The 25390-nt window shown below is 51.1% G+C and carries 20 protein-coding genes; 12 read left to right on the top strand and 8 right to left on the bottom strand.

Translation table 11 applies throughout. The features are described 5' to 3' along the window. Positions 1–6 precede the first annotated feature (6 nt). From HF894_RS06340 to HF894_RS06320, 5 genes are all read left to right on the top strand, one after another. Positions 7–2310: an FtsX-like permease family protein gene (locus HF894_RS06340; RefSeq protein WP_204971476.1), complete on the top strand. Its 2304-nt coding sequence runs from the start codon at positions 7–9 to the stop codon at positions 2308–2310. Positions 2311–2333: 23 nt separating this feature from the next. Beyond that, entirely contained in the window at positions 2334–4658 is a 2325-nt protein-coding gene (locus tag HF894_RS06335; protein ID WP_204971475.1) for an ABC transporter permease, read from the top strand. A 211-nt stretch (positions 4659–4869) separates the two neighbouring features. After that, positions 4870–7236: an ABC transporter permease gene (locus tag HF894_RS06330; RefSeq protein ID WP_204971474.1), complete on the top strand. Its 2367-nt coding sequence runs from the start codon at positions 4870–4872 to the stop codon at positions 7234–7236. 11 nt (positions 7237–7247) lie between these two features. After that, on the top strand, positions 7248–9641 hold the full coding sequence (locus HF894_RS06325) for an ABC transporter permease (RefSeq protein WP_204971473.1): 2394 nt from the start codon (positions 7248–7250) through the stop codon (positions 9639–9641). Between the two features lie 96 nt (positions 9642–9737). Then, a complete protein-coding gene (locus HF894_RS06320; protein WP_204971472.1) occupies positions 9738–10412 on the top strand; it encodes an ABC transporter ATP-binding protein in 675 nt (224 codons plus the stop codon). 86 nt (positions 10413–10498) lie between these two features. Here the strand turns inward: HF894_RS06320 and HF894_RS06315 are convergent, their stop codons facing one another. The 3 genes from HF894_RS06315 to pta form a co-directional block, all read right to left on the bottom strand. Beyond that, on the bottom strand, positions 10499–11902 hold the full coding sequence (locus HF894_RS06315) for an alkaline phosphatase (protein ID WP_204971471.1): 1404 nt from the start codon (positions 11900–11902) through the stop codon (positions 10499–10501). 148 nt (positions 11903–12050) lie between these two features. Further along, positions 12051–13253, bottom strand: a complete 1203-nt coding sequence (locus HF894_RS06310; RefSeq protein ID WP_204971470.1) for an acetate kinase — start codon at positions 13251–13253, stop codon at positions 12051–12053. A 25-nt stretch (positions 13254–13278) separates the two neighbouring features. Continuing rightward, positions 13279–14295, bottom strand: coding sequence for a phosphate acetyltransferase (gene pta, locus HF894_RS06305; protein ID WP_021846862.1), 1017 nt, complete (start codon positions 14293–14295; stop codon positions 13279–13281). Between the two features lie 269 nt (positions 14296–14564). Here pta and HF894_RS06300 point away from each other — a divergent pair, with 269 nt between their 5' ends. From HF894_RS06300 to HF894_RS06285, 4 genes are read left to right on the top strand one after another with little or no spacing between them, the layout of a single operon-like run. After that, positions 14565–14903: a CidA/LrgA family protein gene (locus tag HF894_RS06300; RefSeq protein ID WP_021846863.1), complete on the top strand. Its 339-nt coding sequence runs from the start codon at positions 14565–14567 to the stop codon at positions 14901–14903. Continuing rightward, the gene (locus HF894_RS06295; RefSeq protein WP_204971469.1) at positions 14900–15595 is read left to right on the top strand and encodes an LrgB family protein; all 696 of its coding nucleotides are present in this window, start codon (positions 14900–14902) and stop codon (positions 15593–15595) included. Before HF894_RS06300 ends, HF894_RS06295 begins: the two co-directional genes overlap by 4 nt. A 54-nt stretch (positions 15596–15649) precedes the next feature. Further along, positions 15650–16567 (top strand): DUF2156 domain-containing protein, encoded by a 918-nt coding sequence (locus HF894_RS06290; protein ID WP_021846865.1) that lies wholly within the window; start codon positions 15650–15652, stop codon positions 16565–16567. Positions 16568–16574: 7 nt separating this feature from the next. Further along, a complete protein-coding gene (locus HF894_RS06285; protein ID WP_204971504.1) occupies positions 16575–17603 on the top strand; it encodes a GNAT family N-acetyltransferase in 1029 nt (342 codons plus the stop codon). 22 nt (positions 17604–17625) lie between these two features. Here the strand turns inward: HF894_RS06285 and cdaA are convergent, their stop codons facing one another. From cdaA to HF894_RS06270, 3 genes are all read right to left on the bottom strand, one after another. Further along, positions 17626–18390: a diadenylate cyclase CdaA gene (gene cdaA / locus HF894_RS06280; RefSeq protein ID WP_204969885.1), complete on the bottom strand. Its 765-nt coding sequence runs from the start codon at positions 18388–18390 to the stop codon at positions 17626–17628. A gap of 35 nt (positions 18391–18425) precedes the next feature. After that, entirely contained in the window at positions 18426–19286 is an 861-nt protein-coding gene (gene folP / locus HF894_RS06275; protein WP_204971468.1) for a dihydropteroate synthase, read from the bottom strand. A 282-nt stretch (positions 19287–19568) separates the two neighbouring features. Beyond that, on the bottom strand, positions 19569–20414 hold the full coding sequence (locus HF894_RS06270; RefSeq protein WP_204969887.1) for a mechanosensitive ion channel family protein: 846 nt from the start codon (positions 20412–20414) through the stop codon (positions 19569–19571). A 192-nt stretch (positions 20415–20606) separates the two neighbouring features. On the opposite strand from HF894_RS06270, the gene HF894_RS06265 reads away from it, so the two are divergent. Then, positions 20607–21905, top strand: coding sequence for a UDP-N-acetylmuramoyl-tripeptide--D-alanyl-D-alanine ligase (locus tag HF894_RS06265; protein ID WP_204971467.1), 1299 nt, complete (start codon positions 20607–20609; stop codon positions 21903–21905). On the opposite strand, the gene HF894_RS06260 is transcribed toward HF894_RS06265, so the two are convergent. Next, positions 21900–22286 (bottom strand): VanZ family protein, encoded by a 387-nt coding sequence (locus HF894_RS06260; RefSeq protein ID WP_204969889.1) that lies wholly within the window; start codon positions 22284–22286, stop codon positions 21900–21902. The genes HF894_RS06265 and HF894_RS06260 overlap by 6 nt on opposite strands. 103 nt (positions 22287–22389) lie before the next feature. On the opposite strand from HF894_RS06260, the gene HF894_RS06255 reads away from it, so the two are divergent. Both HF894_RS06255 and HF894_RS06250 read left to right on the top strand, forming a co-directional pair. Continuing rightward, complete coding sequence (locus tag HF894_RS06255; protein WP_204971466.1) at positions 22390–23757, top strand: sodium-dependent transporter; 1368 nt, start codon at positions 22390–22392, stop codon at positions 23755–23757. Positions 23758–23769: 12 nt separating this feature from the next. Next, positions 23770–24726, top strand: coding sequence for a ComEA family DNA-binding protein (locus tag HF894_RS06250; RefSeq protein ID WP_204971465.1), 957 nt, complete (start codon positions 23770–23772; stop codon positions 24724–24726). On the opposite strand, the gene HF894_RS06245 is transcribed toward HF894_RS06250, so the two are convergent. Next, complete coding sequence (locus HF894_RS06245) at positions 24677–25384, bottom strand: ABC transporter ATP-binding protein (RefSeq protein ID WP_204971464.1); 708 nt, start codon at positions 25382–25384, stop codon at positions 24677–24679. The genes HF894_RS06250 and HF894_RS06245 overlap by 50 nt on opposite strands. Positions 25385–25390: the final 6 nt, after the last annotated feature.

Genomic DNA, 25390 nt, shown 5'->3' with positions numbered 1-25390 from the left:
ACAAATATGATACTACACTACCTGAAAATCGCCTGGCGCAACCTGCTGAAGTACCGCATGCAGACTGCCATCAATGTGGCGGGACTGGCCGTGGGCTTTGCCTGCTTCGCCTTTGCCAACCTGTGGATGCGATACGAAGCCTCGTTCGACAGCCGTTACGAAGCGGCCGACCGCATGTATCTGCTCTACGCCGAAACGGCCATCGAGGCCGGAGGCCTGTCACCCCATGTGCCTTACCCCGTCTCTACCCTGCTGAAGCAGGAGTTTCCCGAGGTGGAGGCGGCCTGTGCCTTCACCCGCTATACGAAAGCTGACAAATTGGAATTGGAGGGACAACCTGAGGTGGAGCTGCCCAGCATACAGTTGGACTCTTGCTTCATGAACCTCTTCGGCATCCGTGTATTGGCAGGCACGAACGATTTCCTTTATACCAACGGACAAATAGCCCTGACGGAGCGAACGGCCCGACGGCTGTTTGGCACAACGGACGTGCTGGGACGCACCGTAACGTGCAATGATGAAGAGGTTACCGTCTGCGCCATCGTCAGCGACCTGCCACACAGTAACTTCTCGTTTGGCTTCATCTGCGAGGGAGCTTACTTCCGCAAATGGCAGGACGTGTGGTACAACGCAGGCTTTGAGGTGGTGGTACGCCTTGCCCCAGGTGTATCACCCCAGGCACTGGAAGAAAAGTTCCGTGCTTATGCCGAGCAGACAGACGACCGTTACCGCAAGATTACCGGTCGCCTGCGCCTGATGCCTCTTTCCGAAGTCCGTCAGGCTCCGTTCAACGAGGAACGGCTTGTCAGTTTCTCCTACCTCGTGCTGTTTGCTGCGGCGGGTGGGCTGGTCATCCTCTGTTCGCTGTTCAACCACCTGGCCCTGTTCCTCTCACGCATGGACATCCGCCGTCGCGAGCTGGCCTTGCGGTGCACATGCGGTTCTTCCGGCAGGGGGCTCTTCGCGATGCTCACCACCGAATATTCCCTGCTTGTCCTGCTTTCGGGCTTCCTGGGCTTTATGCTGGTCGAGCTGTTACAACCATCCTTCCAGCGGCTTTCGGGCGTGGAAGGCAATGTATATGGCGAGTCGCTGCTCTATTTCCTGATGGTGCTGGCGCTTTCTCTGGTATTGTTGCTGCCTTTCGTTTTCCGCTATTCTTCCCTACGCCCTGATCGCAGCCGATCGGGCCGCCGCCTCAAGGCGATGGTGGGCCTGCAGCTCTTCATCAGTCTGCTAGCCATCTTCTGTACGGTGGCGCTGATGAAACAGTTGAACTATCTGCAACACACCGACCTGGGCTGGGAACGCCGCAACATCGCCGCCTTTACCTTCCTCTATCCCGACAATGCGAAAGATGAGATTGTGGACCGTGTCCGCCAGATGCCTTTTGTCAGTCGGGTACTTACGGACTATACAGGCCTTTTGCCCGAAGGAGCTGTGGCCGCCACTTCCATCGACTGGGAAGGAAAACCGGAAGGCCTTGAAATCAAAAACATGCGCATGGCCTGTATGGACGATACACTGGCCTCTTTCTATGGCATCCGCTTAGCGGCAGGCAAATTTATCCGACCTAATAGCGGCAGGGGAGAGATTATGCTGAACGAATCGGCTGTGCGGGTGATGGGAATAGCCAATCCGGTAGGAATGACCGTTACTTATCGCGACAAACGGCAAGCCACAGTAATCGGTGTAGTACGTGATTTACATATTACTGCTCCTACCATTCCTATACAACCGACGCTTTATGTATGTCAAACTGAATGGATTGCCCATGACGATATTCTGTTGAAGTACCACGAAGGAGCCTGGCCCGAACTTCGTCATCGCGTAGACAGCCTCTTTGCCAAGGACTATCCCGAAGTGCATTACCGGCTGGTGAACGTCATGGACGAGTATAATGCCTATCTCAAGGCCGAACACCTGCTGATGCGTTTGCTGGCCTTTGTTTCCACCGTCTGTATCCTGGTATCAGCTTTCGGCATCTTCTCCATGATTACCCTGAGCTGCGAACGCCGCCGCAAGGAGGTGGCCATCCGCAAGGTGAACGGGGCACGGGTGGGCGACATCCTCGGCCTCTTTGCCCGCGAATACCTGTTGCTGCTCGCCGCAGCTGCCGTGGTAGCTTTCCCCGTGGGCTACGTGCTGATGAAACGCTGGCTGGAGAGTTATGTGGAGCAGACACCCCTCAGCTGGTGGCTCTATGCCGTCATCTTCCTCGGCATGGCGCTGCTGGTAGCCCTCTGCATCGGCTGGCGCGTGTGGCGGGCGGCGAACGAGAACCCGGCGGAAGTGGTGAAAAGAGAATGATGCCTACTAAATAAAAAAAGAATATGATACTACACTACCTGAAAATCGCCTGGCGCAACCTGCTGAAGTACCGCATGCAGAGTTTCGTCAATATATTTGGATTGGCTGTTGGCTTTGCCTGCTTTGCCTTGTCAGCCATGTGGATGCGTTATGAACTGAGTTACGACAACTACCATGAAGGCGCAGACCGAATCTATTTGGCCTATCGAATCAGTACAACACACACGGGTGGATATGATTTGCAGACAACAGATGTTATCCCCCTGCTAAAAGAGAATTTCCCAGAAGTAGAAACTGTGTGTGGTATCAGCCGAACAAAGAATCGGGAGTTGGAGGTTGAAGGACAAGTACCCATCAAAGTGACTGGCCTGGTAGCAGACACTACTTTCATGAATTTGTTTGGTATTAAGGTCTTATCGGGTGATACAGATTTTCTACATAACGACCGGAAAATAGCAATAACAGAAGAAACAGCTTTGCGTCTGTATGGTACAACTGATGTCATAGGAAAAGAATTAAGAATTTTCCGAAAAGTGACTGTTGGGGCTATCATCTCTGCACTACCTCACAGCAATTTAACCTTTGATTACTGGACAAGCGAAGGGAACAAATATTTCGCCAGTTCTGGCAATCCACTCCTCATCCGCTTACGGGAAGATGCAGATATAGAGACACTAAGCCGTAAGCTGGAAGCGTTTCGACAAATAAAGGATGGAAAGGAGGCATTTCCATTTAAGAATATACAATGGATGCCATTAACGAAATACCGTTGTTCAAAGATCAATACGGAGCAGACAGTCAGATTCACGTATCTGTTAATGTTCTCCACAATCGGAGGACTAGTAATCATTGTCACCTTGTTCAACTATTTATCGTTGTTCGTAGTACGCATGAGGATACGCAACCGCGAGATACAGCTTCGCCGCGTCAACGGTTCTTCCCGTAGAAGTCTATTCCTGCTTTTTGGAACAGAATATACAGCATTGGTATTGTTTGCCGGATTGTTAGGGATGGTATTGGTAGAAATCATCTTACCCTCTTTCCGCAGTATGTCAGGCATCAGTGGAACGGTCTATCAGGAAGCCTTTTCTTTTTTCCTGCCGGTGCTACTGTTGTCTTGGTTAATGCTATTGCCATTCATTGTCCGTATTCGAAATATCTGTCAAACCGGACGTAGTTTCTTCCGTCCATTCAGTATAGGCTTGCAGATGAGCGTCAGTATCTTTTTCGTCTTCGTGACGGCTGTACTGATGAAACAATTATATTACTTGTCCAATACAGACTTGGGATGGGAACGCAAAAACATAGCCTCGCTCCTGGTAGTAAGAATGAACGACACGGAAAACATCTTTAAAAATATAGCAGCCTTGCGAGATGATATAGCACGTCTTTCCTACGTTACTCAGACTATGGACAATCATTGGAGTCTTCTCGCACAGCCAGCAATTATGCGGGGTGAGGTAACAGACTGGGACGGACGTCACCCGGATGAAGCCCCCATACAAATGGTGATGCCGCAGGAAAGTGGTGTCTTTACCGACTTTTATGGCATGAAGTTACTGGAAGGGCATATGATGACACCAACCGACAAACGCTATGCCGTTATCAATGAAACGGCAGCACGTATGATGGCCATACGCCAACCAATAGGTAAACACCTTACGGTAAAAGGAAAGACATTGGAAATCGTAGGGCTGTTGAAGGATTTCCATATCAATGCGCCCACAATGCCTGTCCAACCTATGTTGTTTATTGGTGAAAATGGTTTGGGATGGAAAGAGGAAATGGCAGCAATGGGATTCATGGATTCTCATAACGGACGGATTCTCATCAAATATCAAGACGGATACTATAAAGAACTACAAAAAGATTTGGAGCTGTTGTCACAGAAACATGGACTGCAACGTTACGACCTGGAACGTACTGAGGACTTGTATCAAGAGTACTTACAGTCGGAACATCTGCTTCTCCGTCTGCTGGCCTTTGTTTCCACCGTCTGTATCCTGGTATCAGCTTTCGGCATCTTCTCCATGATTACCCTGAGCTGCGAACGCCGCCGCAAGGAGGTGGCCATCCGCAAGGTAAACGGGGCACGGGTGGGCGACATCCTCAGTCTCTTTGCCCGCGAATACCTGTTGCTGCTCGCCGCAGCTGCCGTAGTAGCCTTCCCCGTGGGCTATGTGCTGATGAAACGCTGGCTGGAGAGTTATGTGGAGCAGACACCCCTCAGCTGGTGGCTCTATGCCGTCATCTTCCTCGGCATGGCGCTGCTGGTGGCCCTCTGCATCGGCTGGCGCGTGTGGCGGGCGGCGAACGAGAATCCGGCGGAAGTGGTGAAAAGAGAATAACTGCATGCCTGACAACAACACGCTTCGTGGCACCAGTACAACCCGTTTAAACCGGCAGTTTACTCCGTTTAAACTGATAGTTTAGTCCGTTTAAACTGATAGTTTAGTCCGTTTAAACTGGCAGTTTAAAGCCATTAAACTGACAGTTTATTTCGGATAAACAAAAATAAACTGATTAACGACTGAATAACAACATATTACAATAACGACTATGATACTGAACGTAACACTGAAAATGATTCTCAGGAGCTGGTGGCGGAACAAGGTGTTCTTCCTCGTCTCCGTAGCCAGTTTGGCCTTGGGGTTGGCATGTACCAATCTGCTGATGACGTATTTCGTACATGAACACGGGCTGGAGGGGCGCAACCCCGACCGCGACCGCATCGTCTTCCTGCGGCAGGACGACCCGATGACTGAAGGAAAGCGCGTGGCCTACGCCGCTGCCGAAATCCCCCAGCGGCTGAAGAACAGCTATGCCGAAGTGGAAGACTACCTGCGCATGGGCACGCTGCACCTGCTCAGCTGCAAGGTGGACGGGCAGAAGGTGGAAAGCAACTTCATCGTCCTCTCGACCGACACGACGCTGACCCGTTTCTTCGACTACCGTGCGGCGGAAGGAAACCTGGAGCAGGCACTTCGCCAGCCGAACAAAGTGGCCTTGAGTGCAGCCTGTGCCCGCAAGCTCTTCGGAAGCAGGGAGGCCGTGGGACAGCACATCGAGGTACAGATGGAAGGCGGGGACAGGCAGACGTACGAAGTGGCGGCGGTGCTCAAGGAACGTGAGCAGTCGCTCCTGCGCTTCGACATGCTGACGGCTTCGGCCGCCAACTACTGGGGCGGCCCGACGCTGCTGAAGCTTTCGAAAGGAACAAACGCCGCCCGCCTGGCCGACAAGATAAACGCCGACAAGGTGCCCACCATGCTGCCCGACCAGACGAAGTATTACCTCGACCCGCTGGAAGCCGTCTGCTTCACCACGCCCGACGACGCTTCGCAGCAAGTCCTCAGCTACATCAGCCAGACGCCCGTGCAGACGCTCTACATCAGTCTGCTGGCGGCGGTGCTGATACTGGTCATCGCCTGCTGCAACTACACCAACATGAGTCTCTCGCGCCTGCTGCAACAGCTCCGCATGATCCACGTGGAGAAGCTGATGGGCAGCACGCTGCGCAACATCCGCCTGCAACTCTTCGGCGACGCCTTCCTGACGGTGGTGCTGGCGTTCCTCCTCTCCATCCTGCTGGTGAACGACTGCCTGGCGGTGTTCAACGGCCTGCTTGGCTCGCGGCTCACGATGGGCTTCTTCTTCAGCAGCCAGATGCTGCCCTGGCTGTTGGTGTTCATTCTGGTGATGTCCGTCATACCGGCCTGGTACATCAGCCGCCGCCTGTCGCGCCTGTCGTTCAGCCAGTACCGCACGCTTTATGGCGGACGACGCAAGCAGCGCTTCGTGGCCGTGCTGGTGACGGTTCAGTTTGCCATCTCCATCGGCCTGCTGCTGGCCACCCTCGTGGCGCGCAACCAGATGTCCCTGACTGAACGGCAGGCCTCGCGCTACGAGAACTGCATCGAGATAGGGGATGCGTTTGGCGCCCCACTGGCACCCTTCAAAGCCGAGTTGGAAAAACGGGTCAGGAATATTGAGTCTATGACCCTTTCGAAATCATCCATATTGAATGCCTGGATACGCCAGCTGAGTATTCAGACCGCCGGTGGCGAAGAAGTACGTACAAACCTGCTGACGTTGGAAGGCGATTCGACCTTGCTTGGTACCATACGTATCGAACAGTTGAGTGGTGACCGGCCGGACCGTCTGCTGGATCGGCAAGCCCGCCCGATACTGGTAAACGAAAGTTTTGTCCGTTTGCTGATACCTGCGGGTACAGAGTTTATCGGTCATTCGTTGCGTGAATTTGATGCGGAGGCGTCTGACAGCTTAGCGGTGATAGCTGGCGTGGCACGTGACTTTCCTGTAAACTCGTTGGAAGAATCTGTAACGCCGCTTATTATCAAGCTGCTTTCAACAAATGATTTACAAAAAGGATTTTATGTACAAATCCGCCTGCGCCCCGAAAACCGTGCGGAGACACTACAACAGATTGAAGCCGTGTGGGACGAGCTTCATCCCGGCCAACCCTTCCAATACACGGACATGCACCAGGACTTCATGAAGCGTAACGGGAAGGTGCTTTCGCTGTCGCGCATCCTGACGTTCTACGCCCTCATCGGCTTGCTGCTGACGGGCTTCGGCCTGTTCGGCATCGCCTGGTATGCCACCCGCCAGCGGATACGCGAAATCAGTATCCGCAAGGTGCACGGCGCCACGCGCGGACAGATCATCTGGCTGCTCAACAAGCCCTTCTGCCTCTACGCCGCAGTGGCCTACGTGCTGGCCATGCCCGTCGCCTGGTGGCTGATGCAACGCTGGCTGGAGCAGTTTGCCTACCGTGCCTCACTCTCGGTTGGTATCTTTGTGTGGCCGTTGGTTGTGGTGTGGGGCGTGTCGGCCCTCATCGTCTGCCTGCAAGGCTGGATGCTGAGCCGGGTGAAGCCGGTGGAGGCGATGAAGAATGAATAAATAATGAATATATGAAAGCATTACTCTTATCCATCCGTACCATCCTGCGCTTCAGGACCTACACCGCCATCAATGTGCTGGGACTGGCCCTGAGCTTGGGTTGTGTCTTTGTGCTGGTGCGCTACATCCACCAGGAGCGTACCGTCAATCATTTTGTGCCCGAGGCCGACCGGACCTTCCTGACAGCCGTTTTCAAGGAAGGAGAACCGAGAGGGTCATTGGGCGAGAGCGGGGACCGGAACAACGACCCCAATTACCGCAATCCGCTGGATCATCCGGCAGTGGAGGCGTTCAGCCGGTTTATGATGTTTGACGATGACTTTGTGACGAAGGACGACTATCGTTATGCGGTAAACACCATGGTGGTGGACAGCCTGTTCTTCGACCTGATACCTTACGGCTGCAAGGAAGGCAGCCTGCAACTGAAACCCGACGAAGCCCTGCTGACGCCACAGGCCGCCCTGCGGATATTCGGGACCGAGCATGCGGTGGGCAAGGAGCTGGTTACGTCGTCGGGCAAACCCGTCCGTGTGGCAGGCATCCTGAAGGAGCCGTCCACGAAGTCCTCTTTCCAGTTCGATGTCGTCTTGTCCGTGTACCTGATGAAGGACTGGAGCCGGGTGGCCTACGAAGTGGTACGCCTGCATCGTCCGGAGGACGGGGACGAGATAAACCGGGCCAACCGCACGCCCATGAAACTGTTATGCTATGGGCAACAGGCCGTCTATTACCAGCTCGTCCCGCTCAAGGACTTCTACCTGAGCAGACAGATATCTGCTTATGCCGACTCGGTAACCCAGGGCCGGCCGGACGTGCTCCGACTGCTCGGACTGGTGGCGGGGCTGATTCTGCTGGTGGGCCTGCTCAACTACATGAACCTCTATTCGGTCGTGATGCTGAAGCGGGGACGCGAACTGGGCATGAAGAAGGTGTTGGGAGCCGGCAAGGGACAAATCTTCCTCCAGCTCTATGCGGAGAATGTCTGCCTGAACGCGGCGGTCGTCTTCCTGGCCTGGCTGCTGGTAGAGGTGACGCGGCGGTTGGTGGACGCGTGGTTCGACATCCCCGTACAGGGCGAGCTGCGCTTCGACCTGCTGCTGTCCGCGGCTGTACTGTTCCTGCTGCCGCTCTTCACCATGCTGCCGCCTTACTGGCGCTATGCGCATGCCGCACCCATGCGTTCGCTCAGCCAGGTGGGGGTAGGAGGTAAGGCAACCCGCTCGCGCACGGTGTTCCTCTTCCTGCAATACGTCATCGCCTTCTGCCTGACGGTGGCCGCCATCTACCTGAGCCGCCACTTGCAGTTCCTGCTGCATACGGACGTGGGCTACCGCACGGAGGACATCATTCAGTGCCCGTTCTGGAAAGAGAATCCGGCAGCCACAAACGACTGGGAAATCAGACAACAGGAGACGAAGAAGAAGGAGGCCGCCTTTGCCCTGCTGGAAAAACGCATCGGGGAGTCACCCTTGTTTACGGGGATGACTTATGGCATCCCGCCCTACAATCTGCAACCGGATACCCGCTTCCGTACGGACGACGGTCAGGAAGTGGAGGCCTGCTACCTCTGGGCTTCGCGTGAATACATGGACTTCTTCGGCTTCCGGCTGCTGGAAGGCCGGGGATGGAACGAGGACGAGGACGAATATGCCTGCAAGCTGATAGCCAACCGGGCTTTTCTCCAGGCCCTGCACATCCGGGACTGGCGGACGGAGAAGGTCACGCCGAACCAACGCTTCTGGTACCGTTCGGGTGACGACTGGAACAAGGTACCCTCCTACGACATCATAGGCGTGGTGGACGATTTCCGCACCGGCCACTTGTCGGGCGGGAACCAGCCGGTTGTCTTCATTTATCAAGACGGCTGGCGCGACTTCACGTTCCTCTCCATCGCCCCCGGCAAGCGGAAGGAAGCCATCGCCTTCCTCAGCGACCTCTACCAGGAAGCTGTGGGTAGGGGCGACTTTGAGTATTCGTTCATCACGGACGAGATAGCCCGCCTGCACGAGGATGACCGGAAGGTGACGCGCATCGTCATTACTTTTGCCCTGATAGCCATCGGTATCTCTTGTCTGGGACTGTTCGGTCTGTCGCTCTACGACATCCGCCAGCGCTACCGCGAGATAGCCCTTCGCAAGGTGCATGGTGCACAGGTGGCCGACATTTGCCGCCTGCTGCTGCGCAAGTACTTCGTCTTGCTGGGAGCTGCCTTCGTGACGGGTGCCGCTGTTGCCTACGTCGCCATCCACCGCTATATGGAGGACTTCCCCCATCATGCCCCGCTCTCGCTGTGGATTTTCCTCGTGGCAGGTGTGATAGTGGCCGTCATCGCCCTGCTCACCGTGCTGTGGCAGATACGCCGGGCGTCGCAGGTCAATCCGGCGGAGGTGATGAAGAGGGAATAAAAAAGAGAACATTGAAGAACTGATAATTATAAATTAACCAGTATATTTAACCCGTCTTTCCCCACCTGAACGGGAAAGACACAAAACTTTAAGATTATGATCAAGACAGTAAACTTGCAGAAAGTATTCCGTACGGAAGAAGTACAGACATTGGCCTTGAACAATGTGAACATCGAAGTGAACGAAGGCGAATTTGTAGCCATCATGGGACCGTCGGGTTGCGGTAAGTCCACCCTGCTCAACATCCTGGGCCTGTTGGACAACCCCACGGCGGGAGAATATTACCTGAACGGCACGGAAGTGTCGAAGTACACCGAAGCCCAGCGCACCAGTCTGCGCAAGGGTGTCATCGGCTTCGTATTTCAGAGCTTCAACCTGATTGACGAGCTGAACGTGTATGAGAACATCGAACTGCCACTACTCTACATGGGCGTGCCTGCCAGCGAACGCAAGCAACGCATCGAGCAGGCAATGGAGCGCATGGCCATCAGCCACCGTGCCAAGCACTTCCCGCAGCAGCTCTCCGGTGGTCAGCAGCAGCGTGTGGCCATTGCCCGTGCCGTAGTGGCCAACCCGAAACTGATTCTGGCCGACGAACCGACCGGTAACCTCGACTCGAAGAACGGTAAGGAAGTGATGGATCTGCTGAAGGAGCTGAACAAGGAGGGTACTACCATCGTCATGGTGACGCACTCGCAGCACGATGCCGGCTTTGCCGACCGTATCATCAACCTGTTCGACGGGCAGGTAGTGGCCGAGGCAAATCTGTAACAACAAAAAAACACTGCATGTTTCCCTGTCTGATTTCTCTTTCAGGGACATGCAGTGTTACATGAAACAAACATATAATTATTATGCTATTTGTATCTTCCAGCCTTGGCTATGCGTTTGGGAATATCCGTATTATCCATCTTACCCATAAATAATTGAGATCCGGCTCCTATGGCATAAACAGGAACATACTCTGCCGTATGACTTCCACTGGTCCATCCCAAATGAGCGATCTGACTCATTACTTTTTTGGCTGCTGCAGCCAAGGGTTCGGTCTTGGAATAAAGACTTTCCTCAAAAACGACCTTATTCTTTACAAACGAATTTTCGAACTCGTCACGCAACAGTCTTTCTTGCTCCCAAGTCAGTTCCAGATCTTTCCAAAAGCCCATACGCTCCGTCAACAAAGCCTTCATTTCTTCCCATGTCACCTTGTTGCCTTTAGCTTTGCGCAAATCGGTCATGGCACGCGACAATAAATCAACAGACTGTTTCTGATAATCCAACGCTTTCAGGTTCAGTGTGTATGTACCGGTACCCATACCCAAGCCACCAGTTTCATGATCAGCAGATACGACAATCAGGGTTTCCTTCGGATGTTTCTGATAGAATTCGTATGCCACACGAATTGCATTGTCCATGTCGATCACTTCCTTCACGACTGTAGCTGGATCGTTGCTGTGGCAAGCCCAGTCTATCTTTCCGCCTTCCAACATCAGGAAAAATCCCTTGTTATTATCCTTAGTCAGAAAATCTATCGCATTTTTCGTAATATCCGCCAAAGCCAAATCACCATCTTTACGGTCAATGGCATAAGGCAGACAATCCGCTGAAGCTCCTTCGGCTTGAAGGAGTATCATTTTTTTAGCAGAAGCAACTTTTTCTTCATACTCTTTCAATCCACGTGCAATGGTATAACCGGCCTCTTCCATGATAGGATAAATAGAAGGAGCTTCCTGCTTGTCATAAGTCGTCGCAGGCTTCAAGAAACCAGCACCGGCAAAAAAATCGAAACCGCTCTTAGGCAATTCCAAAGCAATCTCATAATACATGTTACGATCGGGCTGATGTGCATAAAAAGCTGCCGGCGTAGCATGGTCTACACTAACCGTGGTGACAACACCAACCTTCTTTCCACTCTTTTTAGCCTTATAAGCCACACTTTCCAGAGGTTCTTTATCAACGCCTACACCGATGGCACCGTTATAGGTCTTCGAGCCTGTAGCCAACGCAGTACCGCCTGCCGAAGAGTCTGTTACCGAATTACTAGCAGAATAAGATGTAGCAATACCGGCAGCAGGAAACGAGCCGAACAAAAGCTTCTGAGTACCGATACGTCCATTTTCCATTTCAGCCTGAAACATTTCAGTGGTATTCACCTGATTCACTCCCATACCGTCACCGATAAAGAAGAATACATACTTGGCCTGCTGGGCATACGTCATACTTGCCATCAGGACAAACAGTAACAAATAAGTCAATCTCTTCATAATGATACTATATTATTTTAATGGATATTACTTCTTTTGACTGGACAAAGATAAGAAATCTCCTCCGTCAGAAAATGAAGATTATGTTAAAAAAAAGAGGATGCATCCATCAGGATACATCCTCTCTAACACGATTAGTAAAATCGATTTATGCTTCTTTGTTCAAAATAGCCATGGTGTCAGAAGCAATCATCAGTTCTTCGTCAGTAGGAATTACAACTACCTTAACTTTCGAATCGTCGGTCGAAATAACCGCTTCCTCACCACGTACCTTATTCTTTTCAGCATCCAGTTTCACACCCATATATTCCAAACCAGAGCAAGCACCCCAACGAGCTGAAGCCTGATTTTCGCCTACGCCACCTGTAAAGACAATGACATCAACACCACCCAAAGCAGCAGCATAAGCACCAATGTATTTCTTAATGCGATAGAAGTACATATTTTCTGCCAGAATAGCTTTCGGATCACCTGCAGCTACGGCATTCTCCAAGTCACGCATATCGCTCGACTTGCCAAAGATACCCATCACACCACTCTTCTTGTTGAGCAGGTTAGATACACCGGCAGCGTCCAGATGTTCTTTTTCCATAATGAATGTTACAGCACCACCATCGATGTCACCACTACGTGTACCCATCATCAAGCCTTCCAACGGAGTAAGTCCCATACTGGTATCTACACATTTACCATCCTTGATTGCCGAGATAGATCCACCATTACCGATATGGCAAGTGATGATTTTTGTGCCTTCGGGCTGAATACCCAGGAACTCGCATACACGTTTTGACACATAACGGTGAGAAGTTCCGTGAAAACCATAACGACGTACACCATACTTCTCATAAAGTTCGTAAGGAATGGCATACATGTAAGCATAATCAGGCATCGTCTGATGGAAAGCCGTATCGAATACACCGATCTGAGGTACGTTCGGCAGAATAGCATCGATCGCATGAACACCTTTCAGATTTGCCGGATTGTGCAGCGGAGCCAAATCATTGCAAGCAGTAAAGGCATCGAGCACTTCTTGGGTCAGCAGAACAGACTTGCTGAACTTCTCACCGCCATGTACCATACGATGGCCAACAGCATTGATTTCATCCAACGACTTGATAGCACCATACTCAGGTGAGATGAGAGTATTCAGAATGAACTCTACACCTACCGTATGTTCTGGAATATCTTTTTCCAGAATTTTCTTTTCACCATTCGGTAAAGTCAACTTCAGAAATGAACCAGGCAGACCGATTTTCTCAATACCACCCTGTGCAATGACAGCTTTATGGTCCATATCGAACAATTTATATTTGATAGACGAACTACCGCAGTTGAGAACTAAAACTTTCATAATCTTACTTTCTATTTAAGGTTAATCATTTATTGGCTTTTGCTGCAATAGCCTGATTGGCTGTAATGGCAATCATACGGTATACATCTTCGATAGAACATCCGCGTGACAGGTCGTTCACCGGACGTGCAATACCCTGAAGGATCGGACCTACAGCATCGGCATGTCCCAAGCGTTGTACCAGCTTATAAGAAATGTTACCTACTTCAAGACTCGGCACAACCAATACGTTGGCATGTCCGGCAATGGACGATCCGGGAGCCTTGCTGGCACCTACTTCAGGAACCAGAGCTGCATCTGCCTGCAATTCGCCGTCAATGGCAATATCAGGAGCCATTTCCTTAGCGATCTTCAAAGCCTCAACAACCTTGTCTACGACTTCATGCTTAGCCGAGCCCTTCGTTGAGAAGCTCAACAAAGCAACTTTCGGATCAAGACCGGCAACAGCGCGTGCAGTACGTGCAGTACATACAGCAATCTGAGCCAATTGTGAAGCATCGGGTACCGGAGTTACAGCAACATCACCCATCACCAGAATACCGTTCTTACCATACTCAGGAGCATGAGTCAACAGCAACATAGCACCAGACACGCATGTAATGCCCGGAGCTGTCTTAATAATCTGCAAAGCAGGACGCAACACGTCGCCTGTTGTATTACGAGCACCCGCCAACTGGCCATCGGCATCACCATTCTTAATGATAAGGCAACCTAAATAGAGCGGATCGAGCACCAGTTTGCGAGCTTCTTCAATGGTCATGCCTTTCTTCTTACGCAGCTCACACAACAGCTGTGCATACTCTTCCTGTTTCGGATGATTGGCAGGATCAATGATAGTAGCTTTACTAATATTGCCTAATCCCCATTCTTTGGCACAAGCATGGATCTCATCAGGATTGCCCAAAAGAATCAGGTCAGCAATTCCGTCTGTCAAAATTTGATTAGCGGCTTTTAAAGTACGTTCTTCAGTACCTTCGGGAAGAACAATGCGTTGGCGATCAGCCTTCGCGCGTTCAAGAATTTCATTAATTAATCTTTGCATGATATATTAAGATTGTGGATTAATAGTCGGTAAAACGTGTTTATCACGCTGCAAAAATACACAATTTTGCAATATCCACATTGCAATTCCGAGAATATTTGCCAGTGGGAATCTAATTATTATAATATTTAACACTACAATCCTTTCCAATGCCTTGTATCCCTAAACCAACCAGAAGAAAATACAGCAGATGAGTACACTCTATAAGCAGAATGACTACCTTTGCACCCGTTTTCAATAGAATAACATAAGGTATTAGTTTTTTAGTTATGATTCGTCAATGTGCCATTCTTTTCGGATGTTTGGCTTTGGGTGAACTGATTGTCTGGTTAACAGGCATCAAACTTCCGTCAAGCATCATCGGCATGCTGTTACTTACCCTATTCCTCAAGTTAGGTTGGATCAAATTACATTGGGTACAAGGTATGTCCGACTTTCTGGTTGCTAACCTTGGTTTCTTCTTCGTGCCGCCAGGCGTGGCACTGATGCTGTACTTCAACGTTATTGCGGCTGAATTCTGGCCCATCGTCACCGCCTCGCTCGTCAGCACCCTATTGGTAATAGTAGTCACTGGATGGGTTCACCAATTAACACGTAAAATCAAATGAACTTCCTGGAAAACGAATTTTTCTTGCTAGCCATCACGTTCGGCATCTTTTTCTTCGCCAAGCTGTTGCAGAAAAAGACAGGCATCATGTTGCTCAACCCCATATTGCTAACCATTGCCCTGCTTATCTTGTTTCTGAAAATGACAGGTATCAGTTATGAGACCTATAATCAAGGCGGACATCTCATTGAATTTTGGTTGAAACCTGCCGTTGTAGCTTTAGGAGTCCCCCTCTATCTGCAATTGGAAACAATCAAAAAACAACTGTTGCCTATCCTATTATCCCAGCTGGCCGGCTGTATCGTGGGTGTGGTATCTGTCGTATTAATTGCCAAATGGATGGGAGCCTCTGATGAAATCATCTATTCTCTAGCCCCCAAATCTGTCACTACCCCCATTGCGATGGAAGTAACCAAATCGGTGGGCGGTATTCCCTCGCTTACGGCTGCCGTAGTAGTCTGCGTCGGCTTGCTGGGAGGAATATTAGGCTTCAAGACCATGCGACTGACTCATATTGGAAGTCCAATGGCGCAAGGATTGTCTTTGGGAACAGCTGCCCATGCCGTCGGCACCTCAACAGCGATGGAAGTCAGCCGAAAATACGGCGCTTTTGCTAGCTTAGGCCTGACCCTAAACGGCATCTTTACCGCATTATTTACTCCTACAATTTTAAGGCTTCTGGGACTACTTTAGCAAAATCTTCCTATCTTTGTCATTCTAATAACAGGCCCCTTACAACAAACGGTTATGATTGACTTTAAAGATATCACCCCCAAGGACAAAGAATTAATAACCTCCTTTACACAACACAGTTTAAGAAGAAACTGTGATCTGTCATTCTCGAATCTATGCAGCTGGCGTTTTCTATACAACACCCAGTTTGCTGTCCTGAACGGTTATCTGCTACTGAAGTTCTGGGCTGAAGGCGAATTGGTATACATGATGCCTATCGGACAAGGCAACCTGGGTCAAGTGCTGGAGGCTATGATACAAGATGCTCATGAAGAAAAGGCACCTTTCTGCCTGCTAGGTATCTGTACAGACATGTGTGAAGAGCTGGAGGCTTTAATGCCCGGTCGCTTCCTGTTTACAGCCGACCGCGATTATGCAGACTATCTGTATCTGCGTACAGACTTGGCGACATTGGCAGGAAAAAAATTCCAACCCAAGCGCAACCATGTGAATAAGTTCAAGCGGATGTATCCCAACTACGAATATACTCCCATCACCCCCGACCGCATTCAGGAATGCCTCGAACTGGAAGCCGAATGGTGCAAGGCCAACAACTGCGACCAACATGAAGGAACGGGTAACGAACGGCGGGCACTGGTCTACGCTCTCCACCACTTCGAGGAATTGGGTCTGACAGGAGGTATTCTACACGTAGACGGACGTATCGCAGCTTTTACGTTTGGCATGCCCATCAACCAAGACACCTTCGGCGTACATGTGGAAAAGGCAGATACTCGTATTGAAGGTTCGTACGCCATGATCAATTATGAATTTGCCAATCACATCCCCGAACAATACGTCTACATCAATCGCGAAGAAGACCTAGGCATCGAAGGACTACGTAAGGCCAAGTTGTCTTATCAGCCTGCCATTATTCTGGAGAAATACACCGCCTGCCTTCGCGACGAGCCTGTAGAACCTATCAAATGGTAAGCATAGCATCATGAAAGAGAAAGTCAGACAACTATGGGAACGATGCTTCCATGACAGTCCCGCCTTCACTGACTTGTATTTTCGGATGAGATACAGCAATGAGGTTAATATAGCCATCCCAAGCGGCGAATCTGTCATTGCAGCCTTGCAGATGCTTCCCTATCCCATGACTTTCTGTGGAAAAACGATAGACACTTCCTATATATCGGGAGCATGCACTCATCCTGATTTCCGAGGTAAAGGCGTCATGCGTGAATTGCTGGCCGAGTCCTTTGGACGAATGCACACTCAGGGTGTACTATTGTCCACGCTCATTCCTGCCGAGCCCTGGCTCTTCGATTACTATACACGTAGTGGATATGCTCCTGTCTTTCATGTGCAGACTGATATCTTCACCAAAGATGCCGATTCCATCCTGACATCCGACTATTCAATTACAATTACAGATAGTTTCGATCCACAACTCTACGCCTGCTTCGAACAAAAGATGCAGCACCGCCCCTGCTGTATCCAGCATACAGCGGAAGATTTCAAAGTAATCCTAGCCGACCTGCGATTGAGCGGCGGCCATATTTATCTTCTGCATCCGATGCAACAATACGATGCCACAGCTGCTATGGCTTTCGTTTATCCAGACGAACCAAACGGTCTGCTGGTAGGCGAACTGCTGGCCGACTCGGAAGAAGAAGCCCGCCTTCTGCTTCAGCATATTTGCCAGATGAATGGGCAAACCAACCTGCGTCTGCTTTGTCCTGTTTCCAAAGAAAGGGAAGGGGAAAAGCTGGGCATGGCCCGTATCATCGACGTCCATGCTGTCCTTCAACTCTTCGCCGCCACCCATCCGAACATCGAATGGAATCTTACCATTACAGATGAACAGCTCGACGTGAACAACGGCTATTACTACCTAAACAATGGGCACTGTATGAAAAGTGCCAAACGACTGACGGGCAGCCATCTGGCACTTACGATCTCTGAGCTCACCACAAAGATACTGGCTCCCCAGCATCCTTACATGAGCCTGATGCTTAACTAATGGAAAATTAAGCTCACCATTATCAATTATCTTTCGTCAGCAGACGCTCCAGCTCTTCGGCATTCAGACGGAGGTAGAACTGCCCCTTGTGGGCCACGGAGATAGCGCCTGTCTCTTCGGACACAATGATGGCGTGTGCGTCGGACACCTGCGAAATACCCATCGCCGCCCGATGGCGCAAGCCCAGCTCCTTAGGGATGTCCAAGTTGTGAGACACAGGTAAAATACAACCAGCCGCCTTGATACGTTGTTTACTGATAACCATCGCTCCATCGTGCAGGGGGCTGTTCTTGAAGAAGATGTTCTCAATGAGCCGCTGGTTGATGTTGGCATCTATCACATCGCCCGTACGCACCACGTCGTCCAGCGGCATATCGCGCTCGATGACAATCAATGCACCCACTTTTTGCTTGCCCATACTGATGCAAGCCATCACGATAGGCATGATGTCTTCGTGCTCCATACCATCTTTCTTATTACCTGTGAAGAAGCGTACCAGCGCACTGGCATGATGGTGCGAGCCAAGCGTCACGAGGAAACGACGGATCTCCTCCTGAAAGAGCACAATCAAGGCCAGCACTCCCACACTGACCAACTTATCAAAGATGGAGCCGAGCAGCTTCATCTCGAGCACCTGCGACACTACCAGCCAAATCAGGATGAACACCAGGATACCTGTAAAGATATTAATGGACCCCGACGCCTTCATCAGCTTGTAGCTGTAGTACAGCAGGAAAGCCACCGACAAGATGTCTATAAAGTCTTTTATGCCAAACTCGAAAAACACAATCTATACGATATAAATAATGATAAAACTATATTCTAATCGCCAACTGACGCCGCCTTCATCGCCTCGACAATCTTCACCGTCTCGACGGCCTGGCGGACGTCGTGCACACGCAGGATATCGGCCCCCTTCATCAGAGCCAACGTATGGAGTACAGTCGTGCCGTTCAAGGCCTCCTGAGGTGTCGTGTCCAGCAAGCGGTAGATCATTGACTTGCGCGACACGCCCACCAACAAAGGCAGTTCGAAGAGGCGGAATTCCTCCAGATGGGCCATCAGCTGGTAGTTATGCTCCAACGTCTTGCCAAAGCCGAAGCCAGGGTCGAGCACGATATCCTTCACACCCAAGTCGCGCAGCTGCTGCACCTTGCGGGCAAAGTACAGGAAGACCTCGCGCAACAGGTTGTCGTAGTGAGGATGTTGCTGCATGTTTTGGGGTGTTCCCTGCATATGCATCATGATGTAGGGGACATTCAATTCGGCTACCGTACTGAACATGTCGGCATCCATCTCACCCGCCGCGATGTCGTTGATGATAGCCACGCCATACTCTTCGACACACATCCGCGCCACATCTGCCCGAAAGGTATCGACCGACACGATGGCATCGGGAGCCGTGCGGCGCAACACGTCCAACCCCAGGCGCAAACGATTCATCTCCTCCTCGGCCGACACGTGATCGGCATTAGGACGCGAAGAATAGGCACCCACATCGATGATGGCCGCTCCCTCCTCCAAAATCTGTCGTACGCGAGTTTCTATCTCCCCCTCCGTCTGCATACGGCTCCCACTATAGAAGGAGTCGGGCGTCACGTTCAGAATACCCATCACACAAGGCGTCGAGAGATCGAGCAGCCGGCCGTTGACATTCAAGTATTTCGTTTGTTCCTGATTCATGGAAATCGTCTTTCTACAATTAATCCCTGCAAATGTAAACAAAAAGAAAGGCACGACCGCAAAATCGTCCCATTATTTTCGGTTACCCACTTTCTGTTTCACTAAAATATCTTCTTCCAAAATAAAGCACCGTTTTAAAGGCGTTAAAGCAATGCTTTACGACCAGGAAAGCATTGCTTTAAAAAACCAAAAGCATAGCAACCTCTACAAACAGACACGGAGTATGCGGATAGATAACCATCCGAACACTCCGCGCCCCATACAGATGCGACAAACTTAGTTTCAATCCTTTGCCTGATGTACTGTGAGTTGTGGGAAGGGGAAGCCGATACCTTCCTTGTTGAAAGTGTCATAGACGAGCTCGTTCACTTCGAACATCACGTCCCAATAGTCTTCTGTCTTCGTCCAGACACGAACCATGACATCCACACTGCTGGCATTCAGTGTCTTCAACACGATCATCGGAGCAGGTGTAGTCAGGATACGCGGGTCGGCATCAACGATTCGCTGGAGGACGGCACGCACCTTCTGAACGTCTTCACCATACTCCACGCCGAAAACCCACTCCAGACGACGTGTCTCCTGCTTGTTGTAGTTGGTCACGGCATTGCTGCTAAGCGAACCATTGGGGATGTAGATCATGCGATTATCCGTCGTGGCAATCAGCGTATGGAAAATCTGAATCTCCTTAACCGTACCACTTCCGCCAGGAGCGTCGATATAGTCGCCCACCTTGAAAGGCTTGAAGACGAGAATAATCAGTCCGCCCGCAAAGTTGGACAGATTGCCCGACAGAGCCATACCGATGGCAACACCCGCGGAGGCCAACAGGGCAGCAAAGCTGGTAGTCTCGACACCCAACTTGCTGATGATGGCAAAGGCCAGTATCAGGTTCAATACAATCTTCAGCAAGCTCCGCAGAAAGGTCTGCACACTGACTTCCACCTTGCGCTTTACCATCAGGGAAGTGATGAAACGCAGGATGTACTTGATGATGAAGCGGCCGACGATATAGATGACCAAAGCGGCCAGCAGGCTCTTACCCAGCTCGATACCATAATTCAGCAAGCGGTCCAGCAAATTCTCCACGTTGATAACAGACGCGGCACTCAATAATGAAAACATCATACTCTACAATTTTATTTGGTTTGACTTCAATAATGATTATTTCCTGAATTCAGGGCGAATATACAGAAAAAACACATGCATAAGTAACACCAAAAAAGGAAAAATGTTTGCGACTAAAATTTTCCTTTCCCTATTCTCGTTTCTTAATTAAAAACTACCTTTGTAGCCGTCAATCACAAAAACAGAAAAGATATGGAAATTTCGACTCTTTACCAGATATTCAACCAATGTAACGGCGTGACGACCGACAGCCGTCATTGTCCCAAAGGCTCCCTCTTCATTGCCCTGAAGGGAGACACATTTAACGGCAACGCCTTTGCCGCCAAGGCATTAGAAAGCGGATGTGCCTACGCCGTCATCGACGAAGCCGAATATCTCGTGCCTGGCGACAACCGTTACCTGCTGACCGACAACTGCCTGCTGACGCTCCAGCGCCTGGCCCGCCATCACCGCCGCCAGCTGGGTACACGCATCATCGGCATCACTGGCACCAACGGCAAGACCACGACCAAGGAACTGATAGCCGCCGTACTGAGCCGTCGCTACCATCTGCTCTACACGGAAGGCAACCTGAACAACCATATTGGCGTGCCTCTCACCCTGCTCCGCCTCAAGCCCGAGCACGAACTGGCCGTCGTCGAGATGGGTGCCAGCCATCCAGGCGACATCCACGAGCTGGTGGAGATAGCTGAGCCTGACATGGGCCTCATCACAAACGTAGGAAAGGCACACCTTGAAGGCTTCGGCTCGTTCGAAGGCGTAATGCGCACCAAGGGCGAACTCTACGACTGGTTGCGCAAGCTGCCCGCTCCCGTCATCTTCCTGCATGCCGACAACCCCTATCTGACAAAGATGGCCGCAGGCCTGCCGCACGTGACCTACGGCGAAGGAGACACCAACTATATCTCTGGCCAGCTGACCAGTTGCTCGCCTTTCCTAGCCTTTGCATGGAAAAAACAGGGAGAAACTGAAACGCATCAAGTCCAAACCCAACTGATAGGCAGCTACAACCTGCCCAACGCACTAGCTGCCGTCACCATAGGCACTTATTTCGACGTGGATGACGCCTTGATTGACCAGGCTCTGACGGAATATGCGCCCCAAAACAACCGCTCGCAACTGAAGCAGACGGCCGACAACACCCTCATCATCGACGCCTACAACGCCAACCCCACAAGCATGATGGCCTCGCTGACCAACTTCCGACAAATGGAGGTGGTTCACAAGGTAGCCATCTTGGGCGACATGCGCGAGCTGGGACAAGACAGCGCAGAGGAACATCAGAAGATTGTGGATTACTTGGAAGAATGCGACTTCGAACGCATTATCCTGGTAGGCAGCCAGTTTGCCGCCACGCGCCACAGCTACGAGACGTATGCCGACGCTCCCGCCCTCATTGAAGCGCTGAAGCAAGAAAAGCCGACAGGAAAAACCATTCTCATCAAGGGGTCCAACGGGATACGACTGAGCACAGTCGTTGACTATTTATAAAGAGGGATGACGCCTCATCCAATACCAGCCAATGAGCGATGCCAACGTAGCTCCTGAGGTATTGGCAGCAAAGTCCCACCAGTCTCCACCTCGATAAGTTGTACAATAAGCCTGGAGCAATTCTACCGCCCCACTGAACAATACGGGGCAGAGCCAGGCTCCCAACCACGCGTGCCACATCGGTACGCGTGCTTTTTTATGTGCCCGTATAAACTCCAGCCATAACATACCCGACATTCCAAAGTACATACACACATGCACCACTTTATCGATGCCAGGAATGGATTCCATCTCCGTCTGGGGCGGCTTGAAGAAAGACAAATAGATTACCGTCAAAATAATGAGAAGCGAAACGGGATATTTACGAATGTAATACAGCATATTCAAATATATTTCAATACGAGATGCAAATGTACAGAACATTTTCTATATTTGCGATTTCTTGCAGGTATTAGTAACAAAATGAAAGAAAAAACCACGATTTATGACAAAGAACAACAGAGCAAACTTCGGAAGCAAGCTGGGTGTCATCCTGGCTTCGGCAGGTTCGGCCGTAGGATTGGGCAACATCTGGCGTTTTCCTTTTGAAACGGGCAACCACGGCGGTGCCGCCTTCATCCTGATCTATCTAGGATGTGTTCTTTTCTTCGGCATCCCCATCATGGTAGCTGAATTTTCCATCGGACGACACTCACGGGCCAATACGGCTGGCGCCTATCAGAAGCTGGCGCCCGGCACCCACTGGCGCTGGGTGGGCCGCATGGGTGTGCTGGCAGGTTTCCTGATCCTGGGCTACTATTCGGTGGTGGCGGGCTGGACACTGGAGTACATTGTACAGGCAGGCATGAATGCCTTTGCTGGGCAGTCGGCCAACGACTTTATCGCCTCGTTCAACGGTTTCATCGCCCATCCGTGGCGACCGGCCTTATGGATGGCGGTCTTCATGCTGATGACCCACTTCATCATTGTGAAAGGTGTAGAAAAAGGCATTGAGAAGTCAGCTAAAATCATGATGCCAATGCTCTTCCTGCTGCTCATCGTACTGGCCGTCTGCTCCGTATCCCTGCCAGGTGCGGGGGCAGGCATCGAATTCCTGCTGAAACCCGACTTCAGCAAGGTGAACGGCAACGTGCTGCTGGGCGCTATGGGACAGGCTTTCTTCTCGCTCTCGCTGGGTATGGGATGTCTCTGTACGTATGCTTCCTATTTCCGCAACGACACCAACCTGCCCAAGACGGCACTCAACGTGGGATGGATCGATACGATGGTGGCCATCTTGGCTGGTTTCATCATCTTTCCCGCCGCCTTTTCGGTGGGCATCCAACCCGACGCAGGTCCCAGCCTGCTATTCATTACGCTGCCCAACGTCTTCCAGCAGGCCTTCGGCAACCTGCCCTGGCTGGCAGTCATCTTGTCCATCATGTTCTACGTGCTTCTTGCCCTGGCCGCACTGACATCGACTATCTCCCTGCACGAAGTAGTGACAGCCTACTTGCACGAGGAGTTCAACCTAACTCGTGGACGAGCTGCCAAATTGGTAACAGTGGGCTGCACTATCTTAGGCGTACTTTGCTCGCTCTCGCTGGGTATAGGCAAAGAACTGACCATCTTCGGCCTAACTCTGTTCGACCTCTTCGACTTCCTGACGGCCAAAATCATGCTCCCATTAGGCGGCTTTTTCATCGCCATCTTCACTGGCTGGTATCTGGACAAACGTATCGTATGGGAAGAGGTAAGTAACAACGGTACTCTGCCAAAAGTAGTCTATCGTATCTGGCTATTCCTACTGAAGTACATAGCCCCGATAGGTATCGGCTTCATTTTCATTAATGAATTGGGACTACTAAAATAAAAAAGGTAATTCATGCGAAAGTGGTTCAATGAATTTTTCTATTACTCCCGAGGGGAAAGACGAGGCATTCTGGTGCTGCTGGGCATCTCCCTCCTCTTTTTCCTGGGAGGAGAGATATACGTTCATTTAAAATCAAAGCAGGTAGACAAATTTGACGACCAGTTAAGACAACAACAGGCGATGGAGGAATATAGAGCCTTCAGCGCTTCCATCCGTGAAAAAGAAAAAGAGGAAAAGGAGAGCCGTAAGTCCCACTACACAGCATGGAAAGAGGAAAACGACGTGCCGCCCGTACTTGTTCCCTTCAATCCCAATACCGCTGACTCAGCCACTTTCCGCCAACTGGGCCTTCCTGCCTGGATGGCCCGTAACATCCTGCGTTACCGCGAAAAGGGAGGTTCCTTCCGCCGAACAGAAGATTTCCGCAAGATATACGGCCTGACAGAAAAACAATACAACACATTACGGCCCTACATCCGCATTCCAGCCACAGACAGTACCGACCATAACCCTTCCCTCTTTTTGGCCAAACAGTACAAGGACAGCATCCAACAGGCAAAGCCGTTGAAATACGCACCTGGTACTTTGGTCGACCTGAACCGTGCCGATACCACCGAATTAAAAAAGATTCCTGGCATAGGAAGTGGAATCGCACGTCTCATCAGCGGATATCGCCAGCAGTTAGGTGGTTTCTATAGCCTCAGCCAGCTGGAAGAAATTAATCTCGATTATCGCCAACTGAACGACTGGTTCCGTATCGACACCACCGCCATCCGCCGCATCCCCGTCAACCGCGTCAGCGTGGACCGCCTGCGCCGCCATCCTTACCTCAACTTCTATCAAGCAAAAGCACTAATAGAATACCGCCGCAAACACGGTCCGCTGAAAAGCCTCAAGCCGTTCGTACTCTATGAAGAATTTACACAAGAGGACCTAGAGAGAATTGGACACTACCTAAGTTTTGAGTAATATTGTCTGCTACGACCTCTCCGTCTTTCAAATGAATGGTGCGGTCGGTGATGGAAGCCAGGCTTTCGTCGTGGGTCACAATGACAAACGTCTGCCCCAGACGGTCGCGCAGGTCGAAGAAAAGCTGATGCAATTCAGCCTTGTTGTGGGTGTCGAGGCTGCCCGATGGCTCATCGGCCAACACAACGGCCGGCCGATTGATAAGAGCGCGCGCCACGGCCACACGCTGCTTCTCGCCGCCCGAAAGCTCGTTGGGCTTGTGCGAGGCACGGTCGGCAAGGCCCATCATCGTCAGCATCTCAAGGGCGGAAGCCTGGGCTTCGTGCCGCCCCTGCCCGGCAATGAAGGCGGGTATCATGACATTCTCCAAGGCCGTAAACTCGGGCAGGAGCTGGTGAAACTGAAAGACGAAACCAATGCGGCGGTTGCGGAAAGCGGAAAGCTCGCGCTCCTTCAACCCGTCGACACGCACGCCGTCGATGCAGACCGTACCCGTATCGGGGCGGTCGAGCGTACCCATGATTTGAAGCAAGGTCGTCTTGCCAGCACCGCTGGGGCCGACGATGCTCACCACTTCGCCCTTCTGTATCTCGAGGTCGATGCCACGCAACACTTGCAGGCTGCCAAAACTTTTGGTTATCTGTTCGAGTCGTATCATAACTTC

The organism is Caecibacteroides pullorum (assembly GCF_019239235.1).
GTDB classification, from domain to species: domain Bacteria; phylum Bacteroidota; class Bacteroidia; order Bacteroidales; family Bacteroidaceae; genus Bacteroides; species Bacteroides pullorum.
This window is presented reverse-complemented; position numbering and strand designations above follow the sequence as displayed.

Coding starts and splice junctions, on each gene's coding strand:
- HF894_RS06340 (WP_204971476.1), top strand. CDS start 7: ATGATACTACACTACCTGAAAATCGCCTGGCGCAACCTGCTGAAGTAC.
- HF894_RS06315 (WP_204971471.1), bottom strand. CDS start 11,902: ATGAAGAGATTGACTTATTTGTTACTGTTTGTCCTGATGGCAAGTATG.
- HF894_RS06325 (WP_204971473.1), top strand. CDS start 7,248: ATGAAAGCATTACTCTTATCCATCCGTACCATCCTGCGCTTCAGGACC.
- HF894_RS06265 (WP_204971467.1), top strand. CDS start 20,607: ATGGAAATTTCGACTCTTTACCAGATATTCAACCAATGTAACGGCGTG.
- HF894_RS06310 (WP_204971470.1), bottom strand. CDS start 13,253: ATGAAAGTTTTAGTTCTCAACTGCGGTAGTTCGTCTATCAAATATAAA.
- HF894_RS06320 (WP_204971472.1), top strand. CDS start 9,738: ATGATCAAGACAGTAAACTTGCAGAAAGTATTCCGTACGGAAGAAGTA.
- HF894_RS06255 (WP_204971466.1), top strand. CDS start 22,390: ATGACAAAGAACAACAGAGCAAACTTCGGAAGCAAGCTGGGTGTCATC.
- HF894_RS06245 (WP_204971464.1), bottom strand. CDS start 25,384: ATGATACGACTCGAACAGATAACCAAAAGTTTTGGCAGCCTGCAAGTG.
- pta (WP_021846862.1), bottom strand. CDS start 14,295: ATGCAAAGATTAATTAATGAAATTCTTGAACGCGCGAAGGCTGATCGC.
- HF894_RS06260 (WP_204969889.1), bottom strand. CDS start 22,286: ATGCTGTATTACATTCGTAAATATCCCGTTTCGCTTCTCATTATTTTG.
- HF894_RS06300 (WP_021846863.1), top strand. CDS start 14,565: ATGATTCGTCAATGTGCCATTCTTTTCGGATGTTTGGCTTTGGGTGAA.
- HF894_RS06290 (WP_021846865.1), top strand. CDS start 15,650: ATGATTGACTTTAAAGATATCACCCCCAAGGACAAAGAATTAATAACC.
- folP (WP_204971468.1), bottom strand. CDS start 19,286: ATGAATCAGGAACAAACGAAATACTTGAATGTCAACGGCCGGCTGCTC.
- HF894_RS06295 (WP_204971469.1), top strand. CDS start 14,900: ATGAACTTCCTGGAAAACGAATTTTTCTTGCTAGCCATCACGTTCGGC.
- HF894_RS06270 (WP_204969887.1), bottom strand. CDS start 20,414: ATGATGTTTTCATTATTGAGTGCCGCGTCTGTTATCAACGTGGAGAAT.
- HF894_RS06330 (WP_204971474.1), top strand. CDS start 4,870: ATGATACTGAACGTAACACTGAAAATGATTCTCAGGAGCTGGTGGCGG.
- HF894_RS06250 (WP_204971465.1), top strand. CDS start 23,770: ATGCGAAAGTGGTTCAATGAATTTTTCTATTACTCCCGAGGGGAAAGA.
- HF894_RS06335 (WP_204971475.1), top strand. CDS start 2,334: ATGATACTACACTACCTGAAAATCGCCTGGCGCAACCTGCTGAAGTAC.